Below are 19,134 nucleotides of genomic sequence, written 5' to 3'. Positions count from 1 at the left end.
GGCCAAGCGCGGGTAATAAAGGATAGACAGTGAAGCACTTCGGAAAGAGTCTTTTGGCGTCGACGGCGGCGATCACGTTCTTCGGCGCGGCGCAAGCTGCGGATTTGCCGGTTTATGACAAAGCCCCGCCGGCGCCGCTTGCGCCGGCGTCGTGCGCCAGCGCCGAGCAATTTTTCGTGACCGCTTGTCCGTTGAGCTATTACGGCATCACCGTGTACGGCACCGTCGACATCGGCGGCGGCTATGAGACCCACGGCACGCCGCTCAATAAGAACATCGCTACCGGCGTGGAAGAACTCGTGCAGAAGAACAGCAATCGGCCGCTGTGGCTTCTTACGCCGGGAGGCCTGTCTCAATCGAACATCGGTATCAAGGGTGTCGAAACCATCACGTCCGGATTGAATTTCGTCTTTGATCTGAATTTCGGGTTTGACCCCTATACCATGACCGCGGCCAACGGCCCGAAATCCCTTCTTGACAATAATGGTGTGCCGCTCGCCTCCCAATCGTCGAACGCCGACTCGAGCCGGGCGGGTCAGTTTTACAATTCGGTCGGTTATGCGGGCATCAGTTCACCGACCTACGGCACGTTGACCGTCGGCCGGCAAAACACGTTGGAACTGGATGGCGTGAATGCTTACGACCCGATGGGCGGTTCCTATGCTTTCTCGGTGATCGGCTGGCAGGGAACGGCTGTCGGTGGCGGCGATACGGAAGATGCCCGGGTTTCGACAGCGGTGAAATATCGCGCCGATGTCGGCGACCACTTGTTCCGGGTAGGGGCGATGGCCCAGATCGGCGGCTACAACCAAAACAACGCAGCGCAGGGTGAATACGCAGCCCAGATCGGAAAGGATCTTGATTTCGGCGCTTCCGGTAAGCTCTCCCTCGATGCGATCTGGAACTACGACAAGGGCGCGGTGAAAGCAGCGTCGCTGGCCGCGGGTTCGGCCGCGTTTGCGGCAAATCCGGATACGCTGGGAGCCACTATTTCCGACGACCAAAGCGGGATGCTGCTGGCCAAATACACTTACAAGCAGCTCCGGGTGTATGGTGGTTACGAATTCATCTCGTTCGCAAATCCGAGCACCCCTCTGACCCAGAGCTTTAATAATATTGCCGGGATTCCCGTCCTTTTCGCCAATATCTCGCAGACCGGCTTCGTCCACGACGAGCATCTGCAAATCATGTGGACCGGCGCGCGATATGCCTTCACCGACGCGGTCGATGCCGGCGTCGCTTATTACCACTACGACCAAAACAGTTTCGGCAAGACGTTCTGTGGCGATAACTCGGCATCAACCTGTGCCGGCACGCTGGACGCGTTTTCGGTCGACGTCGATTGGAAGTTTGCGAAGAAGTTCGACGCCTATGCCGGCATCATGTATTCGCGTGTCCATGACGGGCTGGCGAACGGCTACCTGTTCACGAACAATTTCGCTCCAACGGCTGGACTTCGTTTCCAGTTCTGACGGCCAACGGGCACCGAGGTCATTGGAGTGGAAACCGGTTTCCGACAAGATCATGCTCAAACGGAAAGTTAGAGCTGGACGACGCTTAGAAGAGAAGTCATCCCGCTCTGACGCCGCGTACGGGTGTCTCCGGCTTGAGGCCGCTTCGCCTCCGGGCCCAGGAGCTCTCGCCGTTCTTCGCCCAGGCGCCATCGACGGCGTTGCGCGCGAATTCCTCCCATGCATCGCTCCAGTCACCGAGCGAATATCCATGCCAGGGTGACTTGACGCTGAGAGGCGGGAGGTCAAGCTCCTGCCAGAGTGCCTGGGCCCGCTCCATGAAAATTCGGCCCGGCAAGGCCAGCGGCGGCATTGAATGTTTAAGCGTTGCGTCGATCAGGACAGTCGATTCCAATTGACCAGGAGCTGAATTGGGGACGTGGCCGGTGGAGCGGTAAGGCTCGATATGTATGTCTTCGATCGGGTTCGACCGGTAGGCAAGCGACCACATTATCGCATCCGTGTTATCCGGATCGATATCTTCGCTGACTGCGATGACGATCTTGCCACAATCGGCCTGCCGCGTTGCGGTGCCCCGCAAGCCTCGCCAGACTTCGGTTCGCGGCGTGCCGTTTGCGAATTGGACAAAGATAACAGGTCGGAGATTGGTCAGGGGTTCATGCATGACCACCCGGAGGACGTTCTTGAGCGACAGATGATCGCGCAGATGGTTCAGAAACAGCGGCTCCAGGGCCAGTTTCTTGATAACGCTGGATTCGCTCGGCGTTACCTGGCTGAGGATGGAGATGAATACAGGCGAACGCTTACGTGTAATCGCCGTGACTTCCATCGACATGTTGAACTCTTCGAGCGCGACATAACCGTTGCTCTCTCCAAAGGGACCTTCGGGCTCGAGCTGGTCCGTATCGATGAGACCTTCGATTACGATTTCGGCATCGGCAGGTACTTCTAGATCGACCGTGATGGCCTTTGCGGTCTTGATCGGAACACCGGCAAGCGCGCCTGCTACCGACATTTCGTCCTGGTCGATGGCAAGCTTTTCAGCGCCGGTATAGGCAATCACGGGCGCCGCTCCGATAACAATGGCGCAAGGCATCCGCTGTCCTCGATCGCGATATTTGCACCAGTGAAGGTAGCCGCCAGCACCGCCAATACGGGATGACATGCGCACGCCAAGCCGATTGTTGCTCTTTAACGCAGCACGGTAGGTGCCGATATTGCGGATTCCGCTGTCCGGGTCCGCGGTGATGCACAGCGTGGCAGTGAGATACGGTGCCGCATCAAAGCCGGGGGTGGAGATCGGCACCGGCAGGCTTTCCAGTCCAGCGCCCGTCGACAGGAGATCATTACCCTTGACGATCACCTGCTGGCAGGATGGCGAGCCTACCGTTAGGGGAGTGATCGGGTTGGAGATGGCATTGAGCCAGTCCTTGCCTATTTCGGCGACGGGACGACCCATTCCGATGGCGTAAATCCGCGGTGAGGCGGCGTAGGCTCCAACGACGACCGGAATATCATAATGATGACCTTTGGAATCGACAACATTGGTGAACAGGAACGCTCGACGCTCATCTTCAGGAATGCCGCCCAAAAACTGACAGCGAACCAGCGGGTGCAACTCGGTATCCTTGTTGATCGGGTGGTCGATACGAACAAGCAGACCTTGTGCTTCCAGCTCTGCCAGATGAGCCTGTAAATCGAGGTTCGGAGGTTTGATCATCTGAACGGTGCTCCTGCTGCGAGCCGATTTGGACAGGGGTAGGCCGATGATGTTCCGCCGGCGGCTACATGAAGCGATCGGCCCCGCCGCTGGCCTCGATCGTATCGCCGGTGATGAAGCTGTTGCGGGCGGAAGCCAGAAAGGCGACGATCGCGGCGATTTCCTCCGGTTGGGCGAAATGGCCTACCGGTGTCATTTCCGCGCCGAGTTGCCTGACGATCTCGTCGTCGGACGCCGCACCAAGTTCGGGCCGGCTTTTTCGGACGGAAGGAATCATGTTCTTCTTCCAATTGTCGGTGAGCACCGCTCCCAGCCCGACGGCGTTCACCAGGATGCCTTCCTTGGCTACTTCAAGGGCAAAGCCCCGGGTCAGATTGTTGATCGCGGCGCTCAGCGTGTGGGAGACCAAGAGCTTCGGGTTGGGATAGATGCCGCCGATCGACGAGATATTCACGATGCGCCCCCAGCCGCGCTCACGCATGTGAGGAAGTACGGCCCCGCAGAATCGCCGCATGGCCGAGAATTTCGTATTCGTCATTTCGGCCCAGTCCGCCTCGGTCGTCTGCATCAAGCCGCCTGCATGAGCCCGCCCCGCGTCGTTGACGAGGATATCGATGCGGCCAAATTCCCTGGCGGCGCGTTCAACGACGCGTGCCGGAGTGTCGATTTCCGCGACGTCGGCTGGAATGGCCAAGGTACGAACGGCGTATCGGCTTGCGACTTCGGCGGCTGCGGTTTCGAGGCGCTCCGCGCCGCGCGCGACAAGGATGATATCGACGCCGTTTTCAGCAAGCTCGCAAGCGATAGCCCGTCCCACACCAGCGCTTGCGCCGGTGACGATTGCGACCTTGCCCCGAATTCCCAGGTCCATGTCTCACGTTCTCCGCGAGGCGGGAGTGGTCATCAACCGACGACGCCCGTCTCAAGCATCTTGATGTAACTCGGCCGGCCGTAGCGCTCCTTGTGACTGGATCGTTTCCAGCTCATCAGGCCCCGCAAATCCGAGACCGAGGCGAACTGGCGCGCTTCCATCCATGTTTCGAGATCCCTGATGAGGCCGGTGACATGGCCGGCGCCGTGCCGCAACACAGCCGAGGTCGTCATCACCACATCCGCGCCCGCCAGAAGGTATTTTACGACATCGTCGGCATTCTCTACCCCCGTGGATGCGGCAAGCGACGCGCCCGTCCGGCCCGCCAGCAGCGCGATCCAGAACAGCGGAAGCGGCATCTCCGCGCGGGTACTGAGATGAACGCCTTCCACCAGCCGCAAGGTCACCGGATCGATATCGGGCTGCAGAAGGCGGTTGAACAGCACAAGTCCGTTTGCACCGCTCTTGTGTAACCGCTGCGCCAGATTGCCGAGCGAGCTGAGATAGGGAGACAGTTTTACGGCGAGAGGGATGGTGGTCGCCTTCCGCGCGGCGCTGACAATGTCGACATAACGGTCTTCGACGCTCTGACCGGTCAAAGCGATGTCGACCGGAACGAAATACATGTTTAGCTCAAGCGCGTCGGCGCCCGCTTGCTGCATCAACTTGGCGTATTCGATCCAGCCGGCCTCTGAAGACCCGTTCAGGCTGGCGATCACGGGAATGGAAAGCGCGGCGCGCGCGGAGCTGATCAAATCAAGATAGGCATCCGGCCCCACCCCATAAGGCCCCGCCGCTGTTGGTGGGAAATAGTCAGACGCTTCGGGAGAATTATAGGCGGCGCTGTTTGTCAGATGATCATGGAGCGCAGCCTCGGCCTCGATCTGTTCCTGGAAAAGAGAAGGCAGGACCACCGCGGCCGCGCCGGCATCTTCCAGCCTGCGCAGATGATCGAGCTGCGCGTTGACCGGCGCGGCTGAAGCGACCACGGGGTTCTTCAACGAGAGGCCAAGATAATGCGTTGCAAGCGACATAGGATGTCCCTTCGAGTTCTTCGGTCCGGCCGCCGCAATCGAGCGCGACTTCATGCCGGCGGCGTTTGGCCACCCGGCGCTTCGGGTACGGAATGATTGAAACGGCTGCCGTCTCGCATCGCGAGATCTTCGTATTGCCGGTATTTTTCGGTGATGCCGCGTTGCGCGGCGTCCAGGAGGGTCGCCGCCTCGGTTGGGCGTGACTGCGCCAGCGAGCGGTAGCGGATCTCATTATAGGCGTAATCCTTGAAGGGTATGCGCGGCCGCGGCGAGTCGAGCAGGAAGGGAGCCTGTCCAATCTCCCGCATCGCGGGATTGAAACGGAACAGAGGCCACGCGCCGCTTGCTGTCGCCAGTTCCTGCTGCTTCATGCCGAACCGCATGTCGATGCCATGCGCAATGCAATGACTATAGGCCAGGATCAGCGACGGCCCGTCATAGGCCTCGGCCTCACGGAACGCTTCGAGCGTTTGCTGCGGATTGGCTCCCATCGCGACCTGCGCGACATAGACATTCCCATAGGCGATGGCCTGGAGGGCGAGATCCTTGCGCGCCGTCCGCTTTCCGGCGGCCGCGAACTTCGCCACCGCGCCAAGCGGCGTCGCCTTGGAAGACTGGCCACCGGTGTTTGAATAGACCTCGGTGTCCAGCACCAGCACGTTGACGTTGCGGCCGGAGGCCAGGACGTGGTCGAGACCGCCATAGCCGATGTCATAGGCCCAGCCATCGCCGCCCACGATCCAGATGCTGCGGCGAACCAGGTGATCGACAACCGATAGCAAGTCGAGCGCCGCCGCATCCGGGAGCGCCAGCAGCTTGGTCTTCAATTCCGCAACCCGCACACGCTGGGCCCGAATCTCCGATTCCCTGATCTGCGGCGCGGTTGCGATGGCGGTCGCGAGATCCTGCCCGACCTTTGCGGCAAGCCCGGCGAGCAGCGTCAGAGCAAGGTCGAGGTGCTTGTCCGCGGTCAGCCGGAAACCGAGGCCGAATTCGGCATTGTCCTCGAACAGCGAGTTCGACCAGGCGGGCCCGCGGCCCTCCCGATCCACGGCCCACGGCGTGACCGGCAGATTGCCGCCATAGATCGAGGAGCAGCCGGTAGCGTTGGCGATCTGCGCCCGGTCGCCGAACAACTGGCTCAAGAGCTTGAGATAAGGCGTCTCGCCGCACCCGCCGCAGGCTCCGGAAAATTCGAACAGCGGTTCGAGGAATTGCACGCCGCGGACATTGGCGAAGTCGACCCGTGCGCGGTCGTTGACCGGCAGTGTCTCGAAGAAAGCGATGTTTGTCCGCTCCCGCTCCAGGATCGGCAGCTTGTCGGTCAGGTTGATCGCCTTGATGTCGGGCTCCCGTGGGCTCGACACCGGGCAGGCTTCTATGCAGAGGCCGCAGCCCGTGCAGTCCTCGACGTAGAACTGCAGCGAGAAGCGGGCTTCGGGATAGCCGCGCGCATTAACCGGCGCCGATTTGAAGTCGTTCGGCGCCGCCGCAAGCAGGTCCTCGTTGTAATAGCGCGAGCGGATAACGCTATGGGGGCAGACGAAGCTGCATTGTCCGCATTGAATGCAAAGATCTTCGCGCCACTCCGGCACGATGTCGGATATGTTGCGCTTCTCGTACACGCTGGTTCCGGAAGGGTAGGTGCCGTCGGCCGGCATCAGGCTGACGGGGATCTGGTCTCCATCGCCGGCGAACATGCGCGCCGTCACCGACTTTACGAAAGCCGGGGCGCTGGCGGGGACCAGCGGCGGCATCTCGATCGTGCTCGTCGCCGCGGCTGGCACCGGTACTTCGTGCAGATGCGACAGCGTTCCATCGACAGCCGCGAAGTTCTTGTCGACGACGGATTGCCCCCTGCGGCCATAGGTCTTGCGGATGGATTCCTTGATGTGGGCGATCGCCTTGTCGCGCGGCAGCACGCCGGAGATGGCGAAGAAACAGGTCTGCAAAACCGTGTTCGTGCGCGTGCCGAGACCGACCTCCCTGGCCACGGCCGAAGCGTCGATGACGAACAGGCGCAGCTTTTTGTCGATGATGGCGCGCTGGACCGTCCGGGGTAGGTGGTTCCAGACTTCATCGGCGGGATAAGGCGCGTTGAGCAGGAAAACGGCACCGGGCGCGGCGACCCGAAGAATATCCTGCCGCTCGAGAAAGCCGAATTGGTGGCAGGCGACGAAGCTTGCCTGCGCGATGAGATAGGGCGCATAAATCGGCGTCGACCCGAAACGCAGATGCGAGACGGTTTGCGCACCGGATTTGTGAGAATCGTAGACGAAATAGCCCTGTGCGTAGAGCCCGGCATCCTCGGCGATGATCTTCACGGTGTTCTTGTTCGCGCCGACCGTGCCGTCGGCGCCAAGGCCATAGAACAGCGCGCGGGTGGCCGAAGGCGGCTCGATCGTGAATGCCGCATCATAGGCCAGGCTCCTGTGGCTCAGATCGTCGTTGATGCCGACGCTGAAGCTGGTCTTGGGATCGCTGGATTTGAGTTCATCGAACACCGCCTTGGCCATGGCGGGAGTGAAATCTTTCGACGAGATGCCGTAGCGGCCGCCGATAATGAGGGGCAGCTTCGGCCAGTTGCCGCGGCTGACGGCGCCGGCGAGGCTGGTCACCACGTCCTGGAAAAGCGGCTCGCCGGTTGCGCCGTTCTCCTTTGTCTGCTCGAGAACCGCGATACGCTGCACCGAGGCGGGAAGCACGGCGAGCATGTGGCTTACCGAGAAGGGGCGGAACAGGCGGACCTGCAGCACCCCGACTTTCTCGCCCGCCGCCTGTAGCGCCGCTGCCGTTTCGCGTGCGGTCTCGGCGCCGGATCCCATCAACACCAGCACCCGTTCGGCATCGGGCGCGCCGTGATATTCGAACAGCCGGTAGCGGCGGCCGATGGCGGCGCCGAAACGCTCCATCGCGCGTTCAACGATGCCGGGCACCTTGTCGTAATAGGGATTCACGGCTTCGCGGGCCTGGAAATAGGTGTCGGGATTATGCGCGGTGCCGCGCACGAAGGGATGCTCGGGGTTAAGGGCGCGGGCGCGATGGGCGCGGACCAGATCGTCGTCGATCATCGAGCGGACTTCCGCATCGGAAAGCAGGTCGAGCGTGTTCAATTCGTGCGAGGTGCGGAAGCCGTCGAAGAAATGCAGGAAGGGAACACGTGCCTCAAGCGTCGCCATTTGCGCGATCAGGGCGGAATCGTGCGCTTCCTGCACCGAGGCCGAGGAGAGCAGGGCGAATCCGGACGCCCGTATCGTCATGACGTCGGAATGGTCACCGAAGATCGACAGGGCCGAGGTGGCGACCGAGCGGGCCGCGACATGAAAGACGGTCGAGGTCAACTCGCCGGCGATCTTCAGCATGTTCGGAAGCATCAGCAGCAGGCCTTGCGAGGCCGTGAAGGTGGTGGTCAGCGCGCCGGATTGCAGCGCGCCATGGACGGCGCCTGCCGCCCCGCCCTCGCTCTGCATCTCCTGCACCACGGGGACGTTGCCCCAGATGTTGGTGCGGCCTTCCGCCATCCACTGGTCGGCGAGCTCGGCCATCGTTGAAGAGGGCGTGATTGGATAGATCGCGCAGACCTCATTGATCCGATAGGCGAGGTCGGCGACGGCTGTATTGCCGTCCATGGTTGTCCTGGTGCTCATGACCGTCCTCAGGCTTGTTCCGGAATCATATCGATCGCGTGGCAGGGGCATTGTTCGAAGCAGGCGGCGCATCCGGTGCAGAGCGCCAGATCGACGCGATAACCACGATCCGGGCCAAGCTTGATGATCGCGGTCTCCGGGCAGGCTGCGAGACAATTGTCGCATTCGTAGCAATTGCCGCAGGAGAGGCAGCGCCTCGCCTCATGCAGAGCCTGTACCTCGGAAAGACCGGCGGTGACTTCGACGAAGCCTTCCCGCAACGCCGGCGGGAGTGCGGTTTGGCGCGACGGTATGGCGTCGCTGTAAATCGGCAGATGCAGGTCGGCGAAGCCGACGACGCGGTGCTTGGCGGGGGCCTGATAATGTGCGTCGCGCAGCCACGCATCGATATGTCGCGCCGCTCGCTTGCCATGGCCGACCGAGATCGTAACCGATTGCTGGCCGGGGACCATGTCGCCGCCGGCGAAAATGCCCTCATGCCCGGTCATCATATCGTCATCCACGACAACGGCGCCGTCATGCGCAAACACGATGCCCGGCACTTGACGGAGAAAACTGCTGTCGGTCTCCTGGCCGAGCGCCAGCACGACGGCATCGGCCGTTAGTGTTTCGAACTGTCCGGTCGGTTGGGGCCTGCCGTCCTTGTCCAGCTCCATCCTCTCGACGGTGAGTTCGGGGCCGGAAATCTGCTTGATCGTGGTCAGCCATTTGATCTTCACGCCTTCTTCGACCGCCTCGTCGGCCTCAAAGGCATGGGCCGGCATATGCTCCCGGTCGCGCCGATAGACGATGAGCGCCTCGTCAGCGCCAAGGCGTTTGGCGGTGCGCGCCGCGTCCATGGCGGTGTTGCCGCCGCCGTAGACCACAACCTTGCGGCCGAGCAGCGGCTTCTTGCCGGGCTGCACGTCATGCAGGAGCGAGACGGCGTCGAGCACGCGCGCGGCGTCGCGCGCGGGAATGTCAACATGCTTGCCGATGCCGGCGCCAATCGCGATGAAAACGGCGTCGAATTTCCCGGCCGTCTTTTCGGCGAGGAGATCCGTGACCTTGTGGTTGGTGGTGATGGTGACGCCCGTCGCCTCGATCCGCGCGATTTCCTGCATCAGGATATCGCGAGGCAGCCGATAGGCCGGAATGCCGAAATGCATCATGCCCCCGGCAACCGGCCCCGCCTCGCGAATTTCGACCGTGTGGCCCAGACGGGTGAGGTGATAGGCGGCCGACAGCCCGCAGGGACCCGCGCCGACGACGAGAACGTGCTTGCCGCTCGGCGCCGCGTCATGCGGCAGCCGCCAGCCCTCGGCGGTCGCCTTGTCGCCCAGGAAGCGTTCGACGGCATGGATGCTCACGCTGCTGTCGAGCTCACCGCGGTTGCAGGCGCTCTCGCAAGGATGATAGCAGACCCGGCCATGCACCGCGGGCATCGGGTTGTCTCGCACCAAATGCTCCCAGGCGGCACGGAATTTGCCGGCCTGCGCCAGATCGAGCCAGCCCTGAATATCTTCTCCGGCCGGACAGGCATGGTTGCAGGGCGGCAGAAGGTCGACATAGGCCGGATGGGTACTTCGCGTCGGACCCGACATCTGACGGTGAGTCATATCCACCAACGGGCTCATGTCTTGGTGGGTATCGCTCATCGCGCATCCTCCCTATCGATGCCGGGAATAAGGTGCTCCCGGAACATCTCAAGCGTCATCAATTCCATTTAGAATGATTAGAGGCCAATGACCGGGCGCGCGTTGATCTTGATCAAGAACGCTGCTTCAGAGCGCGTTTGTGCCTCAGGTCCGAGCTGGCGGCCTTTGAACAAAATTGATCGCGTTATGGCCGGGCGCCGCACGTCTCAAGCAGGCAAGACGACATGGAGATCCTGCTAAAATGCAAAAGACAGCTGAATGACGATTCGGGGGAAAGTCATCCCGCGCCCTAAGGCGCGGGAGTGCGGCCAATGGCCTTGATCTTGCGTAGAACAATATTGCCATGCACGCCCAGGTTTCTCCAAGGCTGTGGGGCTTCCGTCATCCGTCGTGACGCCGTTATGGCGATATGTTTTGCCACTTCCGCGGCGACAAGATAGGCCGCCGTCACGCCCACGATCATCGTTGCGACCGGCCAGGTAATCGTGGTGAATCCAAGCCATGCCCTGAACGGTCCAAGCACCAGAAGCAACGCCACCGCCAAAGCTCCGAGAGAAGTCGCGACCAGAACCACATGCGGGCGGGAGGATTTCCACGGTAGCCGCGACGAACGGATCAGGAAGATGACCAGGATCTGCGTCGCGATCGATTCCAGGAACCAGCCCGTCCGGAAAACGGTTTCGTCGGCCCCAAAGCCCTTCAAAAGGACGAAGAAGGTGGCGGCATCGAATAACGAGGAGACGGCGCCCATGATCAGCGTAAATCGCAGGATGCCGGCCATGTCCCAGCTGCGCGGCGATGACACGTCCTCGGAATCCACGTTATCGAAGGGGATGCCGATCTCCGACAGGTCATAGAGCAGGTTGTTCAGCAAAATCTGCGACGGCAGCAGCGGCAGAAAGGGCAGCACGATCGAGGCCAACGCCATCGACAGCATATTGCCGAAATTCGAGCTTGTGCCCATCCGCACGTATTTCAGAATGTTGGCCAGGGTGCGCCGGCCCTCCCGGACGCCGGCCGCCAATACACTCAAATCCGCGGCCAGCAGGATCATGTCGGCGGCTGCGCGCGCCACCTCGGTCGCCCCCTCGACGGAAAGCCCGACCTGCGCTGCGTGGATCGCGGGCGCGTCGTTGACGCCGTCGCCCAGAAATCCAACGACATGTCCACCCAGGCGCAAGGCTTCAATGATACGTTTTTTCTGTTCGGGATCGATGCGCGCGAAGAGATTGACGTTCCCGACCTGCGCGGCAAGGCCGCTGTCGCTGAGTGCGGCGATGTCGGCTCCGGTCAGCACGCGCTCCGAATGAATGCCGACCGCGGCAGCCACATGCCGGACCACGCCCGGCTGGTCGCCCGAAACAATCTTGAGGCATACGCCAAGCGAAGTCAGTTCGGCCACTGCCGTTGCCGCATCGGGCTTCACCGGATCAGAAAAGACGCAAAAGCCGATGAAGGTCAGGTCCGATTCATCCTCCAGCGTCAGATGGATTTTGCCTGGAGGCAGCGCCCGGATGCCAACGGCAAGCAGCCTGTAGCCTTCGCGGTTATAATGTTCCTGCAGCGTATCAATGCGTAGACGCCAATCGTCATCGAGAGGATGCGCAAGGCCATCCACCTCGATCGCCACGGCGCGTGCCAGAATTTCCTCCGGTGCGCCTTTTGCGATCAAGATCGTTTGATCGTTCCGGATGGCCGATATCGACAAGCAACGGCGGCTGAAATCGAAAGCGAGTTCATCCTGCCGTGTCCACGACGTGGCGTCGAATTCCTGGCTCGCATCCAGAATGGCTTCGTCAAGCGGACTGCGCATGCCCGATTGAAAACGGCTGTTCACGCAGGCGTATTCAAGAACATGTTCGCTGGGGCCACCGTCATAGCCGACGTGCGCCGCGAGCGTGATCTTCGCCTGCGTTATCGTGCCTGTCTTGTCGACACAGAGAATGTCCATTGCGCCGAGATCATGGATCGCGGAAAGCTGCTTCACGATGACGCGCTGCGCGGCCATGCGCTGTGCCCCGCGGGCCAGTGTGACCGTCATCACCATGGGAAGAAGTTCGGGCGTGAGACCGACCGCAAGTGCCACAGCGAAAAGGAACGACGGCAGGGCTGGGCGGCCGGCTGCCAGATGGGCCAGCAACACAAACAGCGTCAGGAACAAGGTGAGCCGCACGATCAGAAATCCGAGCCGCCGGACGCCTTGTTCAAGCGCTGTTGGCGGAACGCTTGCGGCAAGCGCCGAGGCAATCGCTCCAAATCGCGTGCGGGCTCCGGTTTCGACCACCAGCATGGTGCCGCAGCCTGCAATGACGGAAGTACCCGAAAAAAGCGCATTGCGCGCTTCGGCCGGAAGGATCGCAGCGCAGGGTTCCTCGCTCTTGCTCGCCGGAAACGGCTCGCCGGTCATCAGCGACTCGTCGACCTGAAGCGCTTTGGCTTCCAGCACGATGCCATCGGCGGGAATAAGATCGCCCATGCGCAACATCACGATGTCGCCGGGCACGATGGCGCTGACCGGAATGGACAGGCATGTTCCATCGCGCAGCACGTCGGCGCGAACCGCGACGGACTGGCGCAGCGCTTCGGCCGCCTGCTCGGCGCGATGTTCCTGCACAATATCCAGCGTGAGGGAAAGCAGGATCACGGCGGCGATGATAAAAAAGCTTCCGAGATCTCCGATCAGTCCCGAAACCGCCGCTGCCACGAGCAGGATCGCGATCAACGGATTAAGGAGCCGTATTGCGAGCTTGACGAGAAGCGGCCGGCCTCGAACCGCTGCAAAGCGATTTAGGCCGAAGCGTTTCGCCCGTTCCTCGGCCTCGCTTTGGGTCAATCCGGTCCGTTGCGCATTAAGGGCGGCCAGAAGCGTAGTTGAGGGGATACGCCAGAAGGCGCGATCATCTTTTGCAGGCTTGGCCGCGGGCGCTGAAAAAGTCATGATTATTTTCCCGGGTGGCGCGCACTATACTGTTTTCGTGACTTCCAGTTCGCGTGAAGAAAGCGCCTCAAAACACAGGAAAGGAGCCGCGGTTCTGATTCCATCAGAACCGAAAAAACTCTGAAAAGAATTTGGCCAAAGATCAGTTGCATGGTTTGATCAGGCGAAAAATATGCGTGATTTTTTCTGCGTCGTTTTGCTCAGTTATCTTTCCTTCAGTCTTTATTGGATCGCCGCGACCCGAGATATATTCGAGGCGATCGCTGCGTGAATCACCAAGGTTCTTACAGCGCGACATCATCCACGGTGGAAGGCTGCTCCTGCAGCGATACAAAATCGCCACCGCCGAAGTCCTCTTCGGGAGGCGGATAGAGGCTGAGTTCATCGTACACCTGCCTGACGCCCGGCGTGGTCTCGGCCGCGACGATCGCCGCCCGCCGGCAACGTTCATCCGTAATGATGCCGCTGAGCGATACGATGCCATCGCGTACGATGACGTTGAATCTGGACGGAGACCAGTCGGCTCGCTTGATGGCTGCGAGGACATTGCTGCGGATTTGATCGTCGTCGGCAGTTGGATCGGGAACGTCGCGGGCGAAATCGCTGACGGCTTGAAGGAGGTTGGACCTGGTCACGATGCCGACGATCTGGTCTTTGCGCATCACCGGCACGCGCTTGACATTGTGCTTTTCAATGATCCGTACAATTTCTTCGAGCGAGGCATCTTCCGCAACGGTGACGGGATCCAATGACATAATATCCCCGACCTTGCGGCCGCGCTCATGTACAAAGTCGGATGCGATCTGGCCGCTGCCCACCAGCAGGCGTAACCACCGGCCGCGTTTTCGCTGCGTTCCGATTTCCGCACGGCGGATAAAGTCACCTTCCGAAATAATGCCCACGAGCTTGCCCGCTGCATCAACGACCGGCAGGCCGCTGATGTGATGCTTGAGCATGATGTTCGCGGCTTCGATGATGGAAGTTTCCGGGCCGACCGTAACCACCTTCCGGGTCATGATTTGATAGGCGCGCACTGAAGATCTCCACGACCGACGTCCATAATTAGTGATGGTAGTCGAAGAGATTGCGGGCGGCTTGATCAGGGTCAATCGGCGCCCCCAGGCAAAGATCCAGTGCCAGCGCCGGACAGGACGATGGCGTTCATAAAAGCATTACACGACAGGCTGAACGGCGTTCGTCCGGATACGGCTGCTGAAGGGCCACTTTTGTCTGTGTCAGCCCGCGGCCGCCGGCATGCTTTTTTCGAGCGCGCCGGCGATCGCATCGTCAACCCGCTCGAGCCAGATGAATTCGAGTTTATTGCGGGCGCCCTGGGGAATTTCATCGAAGTCCCGCCGGTTTCTCGCGGGAAGCATCACTCTGGTCAGGCCCGCAGCCGCAGCCGCGACAACCTTTTCCTTGATTCCGCCAACGGGCAGCACAGGGCCCCGCAGCGAGATCTCGCCGGTCATGGCGGTATCGTTCCTGACCGTGCGGTTGGTGAGCAAGGAGGTGAGCGCGGTGAACATCGCGACCCCCGCGCTTGGCCCGTCTTTCGGCGTGGCACCTGCCGGCACGTGAACGTGGATGTCGCTCTTCTCGAATATCGATGGATCGATCCCAAGCTGCGTGGCGCGGCTCTTTACCAAAGTCAGAGCTGCCTGCACGCTCTCGCGCATCACGTCACCCAACTGGCCGGTCAGGATCAGGGCTCCTTTCCCGGGGACGCGGGTGGCCTCGATAAAGAGGATGTCGCCGCCGACCGGCGTCCATGCAAGCCCGGTCGCAACACCGGGAATGCTGGTGCGCATCGCGATCTCGTTTTCAAAGCGAGGTTGACCGAGAACCGTAATAAGATCCTTCGCCGTAAGGATCACCTTGTTCGAGCTGCCTTCGGCAATCTGCACCGCCGCATATCGGAAGGCTTTGCCGATTTCGCGCTCCAGAGCCCGTACGCCAGCCTCCCGGGTGTAACCCTTGATCATGAGCCGCAACGTTTCGGCGTCGATCTCGGCCTGCTCCGGCTTTAAGCCGTTGGCCTCAAGCTGGCGGCGAACCAGGTAACGCTGTGCGATCTCAAGCTTCTCATCCTCCGTGTAGCCCGGCAGGCTGATGATTTCCATACGGTCCAGCAACGGCCCCGGAATCGTATCGAGCATGTTGGCGGTGGCGATAAACACGACGCGTGAAAGGTCGAACGGCACTCCAAGATAATTGTCGCGGAATGTCGCATTCTGTTCCGGATCGAGAACCTCGAGCATGGCGGCCGACGGGTCGCCCTGGATTCCGCGCCCCATCTTGTCGATCTCGTCGAGCATCATAACGCAGTTGCGCGCGCCGGCTTTCTTGATTCCCTGGATGATGTTGCCGGGCAGGGCCCCGATATAGGTTCGCCGGTGTCCCCGGATTTCGGCCTCGTCATGAACGCCGCCCAGGCTGACACGAACGAATGGCCGCCCCATCGCGCGTGCAATCGACTGCCCCAGCGAGGTCTTGCCAACGCCGGGAGGTCCGACAAAGCACAGGATCGGTGCTTTGCCCTGCGGTGCCAGCTTTCGCACCGCCAGATATTCGACAATTCGGCTCTTGATCTTCTCCAGGCCGAAATGATCCTCGTCGAGGATGCGTCGCGCTTCCGCAATATCGATGGCCTTCTCGGCCGGCAGCGCCCAAGGCAGGTCAATCAGCCAATCGAGATAGCTGCGGACCATGCCCGCTTCGGCGGCGGCCTCCGGCATCCGCTCGTAGCGGCGCACTTCCTTCCGGGCCTGGCTTTCGGCTTCCGCCGGCATCTCGGCCTTGGCGATCGCTTCGTTCAATTCCGCAACTTCCTGCGCCTTTCCGTCGCCTTCTCCCAGTTGGCGCTGAATGGTCGCCATCTGCTCGCGCAGGATCGCCTCTCGCTGGCGTTCATCGAAGGTTGCTTTGGTCTTTTGACCGATCTCGTTCGTCAGCCGAAGAACCTCCAGCCGCTCGGCCAGATAGCGCGAAACCTTCTCCATTCGCTGTGAGAGGTCGATCGTCTCCAGAATCTCCTGCTTGTCCTGCGGTTTGATGTCCATATAGGAGGTCGCGAGATCGGCGAGCGCCGCGGCAGAGGTCGTGGACTGGAATGCGGCAAGCAGTTCCGGCGGTGCCTGCGGAAGCAGCTGAACAGCTTCGATGGCCAGCCGTTGCAGATTGAGGAAGCGCGCCTCAATCTCCGGCGAACTCGTTGTCGGCTCCGGAATGTGCAGAACCCGCGCCGCCAGGAACGGCGTTCCGGGAAGGAAATCAAGAATGCGGGCGCGCTGCACGCCCTGGCAGATGATGTGATGGGTTTCGTCCGGCCCGGTGATGTAACGTATGATGTTGGCGATCGTGCAAATCCGATAGAGGTCGCCGGGGGCGGGATCCTCCGCTTCCGCGTTTCGCTGCAACAGGATTCCGATCGGCCGCTGTTCGCGCAACGCTTGTTGTGCGGCGGCGATCGATCGCGGGCGGGCTATCGTAACCGGAGTGATGACTCCCGGAAACAGGACGGTATTACGAACCGGAACGATGATAAGGGCATCGCCCGGAATCGGAACGGATTCGGCCTGAACGCGCGACGAGCCGGATGTGGGTTCTTCGGTGATGGTCGGCATGGTCATCCTTACGCTGATTTTGCCAGCCGTAACGCGAGGCATCCATTCACGGCGAATCGGCTTACGGCATAACGCCCTGTTGGCAGTACGATGCGGCGTTCGAACCGGCCTTGCGGAAGCTCAAGCCGGTGAATTCGCGCGTTACGCAGTTCAACCGGCAGCACGCGATGCCCGCTGACCACAAGCGTTCCGTTCTCAATCACGGCCTTGACTTGATCCAGATCGACACCGGGCAGGGCAACCAGGATGAGCAATTCCCTGTCGGTCTCGATCACGTCGATCGGAGGCTCCCAACTGGGCTCTCGAGCGCCGGCCGCCGATTGCAGGCTGAAAAATTGCCGATGTAATCGTTCGGCGCGGGCGAGCGAATCGATCGCCTCGGACAGCATCCAGTTAACGGGATTTTTTGTCGCCATTACTCTCTCGCCTCTATCGAACGGTCACTTTGTGTTCCGTCCAGCCCAATGCAGCCAGTCAAAATATAAGGATAGCCTTGACTCCCTGCCACTCAATCAAGAGCCTGCAATCGAGGGCCGGCGAGAACAAGCGCTGCGACGATTGGCATGATTACCCCAATCCAAACCTGCCGGAAAAAAGCCGCCACTAAGGAGGACAGTACCGAATGGTAGCGGAAGTTTCTTGAGCAGGATCAAGTCGAGCAGGATACCCTGCCGGGCAGGCAGCGTAATGGCAAACCGTCCGCCCGGTAACTCGGCTTGCCCGCCTTGATCAGGTGTGCCGCTTGGGAATATCCGTCGTCGGCGCTGAAGCGCGCGGAAATTCCGAAACCTGCCACCCCGATGGCCGCGACCAGCGCAAGGACCACGATTTTCAGGTGGGTCGTGCGATCCGCGCTGTACATGGAAGAATTCATCGACGCCTCCCGGCTTTCCGGCTGAGCAAAAGCATTCCCTGCCCGATGGTTTTTAGTCGAGGTCACCAGGTGCTGAAATTTCGATTCTTATCTTAGGGGAACCTCCCTACGTACATTACCGGAGACCATCTTCGGCCCTCAGCATGTTAAGGGGCTTAAAATGGGGGCGGCTCGCTGAGGCCCTCTTGGCGGGTGTTGACGTCGCAAATATTCAACTTGGAAGCATGCCCGGATGAAAGAGCTCGCGCTGGCGAAGGTCTATCAATTGCTCGAGCCGGGCCCGGTCGTCCTGCTGACGACCGCCCGCAAGGGGCGCGCCAATGTCATGACGATGTCCTGGCATATGATGGTGGAGTTCGAGCCGCCGCTTATCGCCTGCGTGGTCAGCGAGGGCGACTACAGTTTTGCGGCATTGCGCGCCACGGCAGAATGCGTCATCGCCATTCCGGCGTTGGAGCTCGCCAAAAAGGTCGTGGATGTCGGCAATTGTTCAGGCCGCGACGTCGCGAAATTCGATAAGTTCGGACTGACGCCGCTGCCCGCCGAGCAGGTATCGGCACCCTTGATTGGCGAGTGTTTCGCCAATCTGGAGTGCAAGGTGGTCGATAGCCACCTCGTGAACAAATATGACCTTTTTGTTCTCGAAGTAGTGAAGGCCTGGACCGATCCGGGGCAGCGAAATCCCAAAACCATCCACCATCACGGATATGGCAAGTTCGTGGTGGATGGCGATGTGATCAAGCTCAGATCGAAAATGCGCTGACCGGAGGCGTTGAGCCGGTTTTTGAGGCATGGTTATCCTCGCGTGGCGGACCGGACGATGCCAATCTTGAAATGTCGTTTGGCGTAGGCGACGATTTCGGGGTCGCTGGGGTGGTCGGCTGCTTCGACCGCAACGATCCGGCTACCGAGTTCCGGGTTGCGCTCGCGAATATATTTGGCAAGCTCAACCTTTGTGCCGGACGGCCCGAGTATCAGGATCTCGCCGGCGTCACTGACGGCAGTCATGACCTGATTCAGGAATTCCTCGCTCTCATGGACATGGCCGCTCGCTATCGAGTTGGCCTTGTGATGGATATGCCGCGTCGGCATGTGGGGATGTAAGACGATTTCGTCGGTGCCGGAGAGGCCAAGATGAAAAATCCTGGCCTGCAAATGATCAATCCAGACGATCGCATGAAAGTGGCTCGGCATTGTATTGCTCCATTTTCGCATGATGACTCGCGTCGTTCACGCATTCGATTTTCGTTAAGCCTCAAATGACAAACCGGGGATTGATCCGCATCAACACTTCAGCGGCGCCCGCGTTCTAATT

At 60.7% G+C, this 19,134-nt stretch carries 13 protein-coding genes; 2 read left to right on the top strand and 11 right to left on the bottom strand.

Translation table 11 applies throughout. The features are described 5' to 3' along the window. The first annotated feature begins 29 nt into the window (after positions 1–29). On the top strand, positions 30–1,472 hold the full coding sequence (locus tag HB630_RS08975) for a porin (RefSeq protein ID WP_213771844.1): 1,443 nt from the start codon (positions 30–32) through the stop codon (positions 1,470–1,472). 97 nt (positions 1,473–1,569) lie between these two features. On the opposite strand, the gene HB630_RS08970 is transcribed toward HB630_RS08975, so the two are convergent. The 10 genes from HB630_RS08970 to HB630_RS08925 all read right to left on the bottom strand — a co-directional run bounded on the left by HB630_RS08970 (position 1,570) and on the right by HB630_RS08925 (position 17,819). After that, a complete protein-coding gene (locus HB630_RS08970) occupies positions 1,570–3,192 on the bottom strand; it encodes a UbiD family decarboxylase (RefSeq protein WP_213771843.1) in 1,623 nt (540 codons plus the stop codon). A 64-nt stretch (positions 3,193–3,256) separates the two neighbouring features. After that, entirely contained in the window at positions 3,257–4,063 is an 807-nt protein-coding gene (locus HB630_RS08965) for an SDR family oxidoreductase (protein ID WP_213771842.1), read from the bottom strand. A 32-nt stretch (positions 4,064–4,095) separates the two neighbouring features. Beyond that, positions 4,096–5,097 carry a dihydroorotate dehydrogenase-like protein gene (locus HB630_RS08960; protein ID WP_213771841.1) on the bottom strand — a complete coding sequence of 334 codons (1,002 nt, stop codon included), beginning with the start codon at positions 5,095–5,097 and terminating at the stop codon, positions 4,096–4,098. 50 nt (positions 5,098–5,147) lie between these two features. After that, on the bottom strand, positions 5,148–8,744 hold the full coding sequence (gene nifJ / locus HB630_RS08955) for a pyruvate:ferredoxin (flavodoxin) oxidoreductase (RefSeq protein WP_249780733.1): 3,597 nt from the start codon (positions 8,742–8,744) through the stop codon (positions 5,148–5,150). A gap of 8 nt (positions 8,745–8,752) precedes the next feature. Beyond that, entirely contained in the window at positions 8,753–10,381 is a 1,629-nt protein-coding gene (locus HB630_RS08950) for an NAD(P)-binding protein (protein ID WP_213771840.1), read from the bottom strand. Between the two features lie 289 nt (positions 10,382–10,670). Next, positions 10,671–13,319, bottom strand: coding sequence for a magnesium-translocating P-type ATPase (gene mgtA / locus HB630_RS08945; protein ID WP_213771839.1), 2,649 nt, complete (start codon positions 13,317–13,319; stop codon positions 10,671–10,673). 284 nt (positions 13,320–13,603) lie between these two features. Continuing rightward, a complete protein-coding gene (locus HB630_RS08940) occupies positions 13,604–14,353 on the bottom strand; it encodes a CBS domain-containing protein (RefSeq protein WP_213771838.1) in 750 nt (249 codons plus the stop codon). Positions 14,354–14,554: 201 nt separating this feature from the next. Next, positions 14,555–16,945, bottom strand: a complete 2,391-nt coding sequence (gene lon, locus HB630_RS08935) for an endopeptidase La (RefSeq protein ID WP_213771837.1) — start codon at positions 16,943–16,945, stop codon at positions 14,555–14,557. Between the two features lie 8 nt (positions 16,946–16,953). Next, positions 16,954–17,361 (bottom strand): Hsp20/alpha crystallin family protein, encoded by a 408-nt coding sequence (locus HB630_RS08930; protein ID WP_213771836.1) that lies wholly within the window; start codon positions 17,359–17,361, stop codon positions 16,954–16,956. 233 nt (positions 17,362–17,594) lie between these two features. After that, the gene (locus tag HB630_RS08925; RefSeq protein ID WP_213771835.1) at positions 17,595–17,819 is read right to left on the bottom strand and encodes a hypothetical protein; all 225 of its coding nucleotides are present in this window, start codon (positions 17,817–17,819) and stop codon (positions 17,595–17,597) included. 232 nt (positions 17,820–18,051) lie between these two features. Between HB630_RS08925 and HB630_RS08920 the strand changes: the two genes are divergently transcribed. Beyond that, positions 18,052–18,582: a flavin reductase family protein gene (locus HB630_RS08920; protein WP_213771834.1), complete on the top strand. Its 531-nt coding sequence runs from the start codon at positions 18,052–18,054 to the stop codon at positions 18,580–18,582. Positions 18,583–18,614: 32 nt separating this feature from the next. Here HB630_RS08920 and HB630_RS08915 read toward each other — a convergent pair whose 3' ends face one another. Beyond that, entirely contained in the window at positions 18,615–19,013 is a 399-nt protein-coding gene (locus HB630_RS08915; protein WP_213771833.1) for a translational machinery protein, read from the bottom strand. Positions 19,014–19,134 lie beyond the last annotated feature (121 nt).

This window comes from Bradyrhizobium sp. dw_78 (genome assembly GCF_018449525.1).
GTDB lineage: Bacteria > Pseudomonadota > Alphaproteobacteria > Rhizobiales > Xanthobacteraceae > Bradyrhizobium.
Note: the sequence above shows the minus strand (reverse complement) of the source record. Positions and strands in the feature narration are given on the sequence as shown.

What these genes read in the sequence shown, in the direction of transcription:
- HB630_RS08970 (WP_213771843.1), bottom strand. Translation starts at nt 3,192, where the DNA reads ATGATCAAACCTCCGAACCTCGATTTACAGGCTCATCTGGCAGAGCTG.
- HB630_RS08965 (WP_213771842.1), bottom strand. Translation starts at nt 4,063, where the DNA reads ATGGACCTGGGAATTCGGGGCAAGGTCGCAATCGTCACCGGCGCAAGC.
- HB630_RS08960 (WP_213771841.1), bottom strand. Translation starts at nt 5,097, where the DNA reads ATGTCGCTTGCAACGCATTATCTTGGCCTCTCGTTGAAGAACCCCGTG.
- nifJ (WP_249780733.1), bottom strand. Translation starts at nt 8,744, where the DNA reads ATGAGCACCAGGACAACCATGGACGGCAATACAGCCGTCGCCGACCTC.
- HB630_RS08950 (WP_213771840.1), bottom strand. Translation starts at nt 10,381, where the DNA reads ATGAGCGATACCCACCAAGACATGAGCCCGTTGGTGGATATGACTCAC.
- mgtA (WP_213771839.1), bottom strand. Translation starts at nt 13,319, where the DNA reads ATGACTTTTTCAGCGCCCGCGGCCAAGCCTGCAAAAGATGATCGCGCC.
- lon (WP_213771837.1), bottom strand. Translation starts at nt 16,945, where the DNA reads ATGCCGACCATCACCGAAGAACCCACATCCGGCTCGTCGCGCGTTCAG.
- HB630_RS08930 (WP_213771836.1), bottom strand. Translation starts at nt 17,361, where the DNA reads ATGGCGACAAAAAATCCCGTTAACTGGATGCTGTCCGAGGCGATCGAT.
- HB630_RS08925 (WP_213771835.1), bottom strand. Translation starts at nt 17,819, where the DNA reads ATGAATTCTTCCATGTACAGCGCGGATCGCACGACCCACCTGAAAATC.
- HB630_RS08920 (WP_213771834.1), top strand. Translation starts at nt 18,052, where the DNA reads ATGAAAGAGCTCGCGCTGGCGAAGGTCTATCAATTGCTCGAGCCGGGC.
- HB630_RS08915 (WP_213771833.1), bottom strand. Translation starts at nt 19,013, where the DNA reads ATGCCGAGCCACTTTCATGCGATCGTCTGGATTGATCATTTGCAGGCC.